The sequence below is a fragment of the Catenulispora pinisilvae genome (assembly GCF_015356865.1).
Classification (GTDB): domain Bacteria; phylum Actinomycetota; class Actinomycetes; order Streptomycetales; family Catenulisporaceae; genus Catenulispora; species Catenulispora pinisilvae.
This window is the reverse complement of the sequence record NZ_JAAFZA010000635.1, coordinates 1-351: the sequence shown is the minus strand read 5'-3', so window position 1 is coordinate 351 and position 351 is coordinate 1. Positions and strand designations below refer to the sequence as shown.

At 64.7% G+C, this 351-nt stretch carries 1 protein-coding gene; it reads left to right on the top strand.

Annotation, left to right across the window (positions count from 1 at the left end; all coding sequences use genetic code 11):
• On the top strand, positions 1 to 351 hold a 351-nt coding region (locus tag IZR01_RS54965; RefSeq protein ID WP_194927939.1), incomplete at both ends, for an AMP-binding enzyme.

Sequence of the window (351 nt, the reverse complement as noted above, 5' to 3'; positions counted from 1 at the left end):
CGTCGGAGCGGTTTGTTGCGGATCCGTTTGGTCCGGCGGGGTCGCGGATGTATCGCACCGGTGATTTGGCGCGCTGGACCGTCGACGGGGTGCTGGAGTTTTTGGGCCGTGTCGATGATCAGGTGAAACTGCGCGGTTTCCGTATCGAGTTGGGTGAGATCGAAGCGGTTCTGGCCGGGCATGAGATGGTGTCCCAGGTCGTGGTGCTAGCGCGGGAGGACCGCCCCGGCGACAATCGCCTGGTCGCGTACATCGTTCCGGCAGCCGGAGATGGCCTGGACGTGTCGGTCCTGCGTGAGCGTGCTGCGCAGGCCTTGCCGGATTACATGGTGCCGTCGGCGTTTGTGGTGC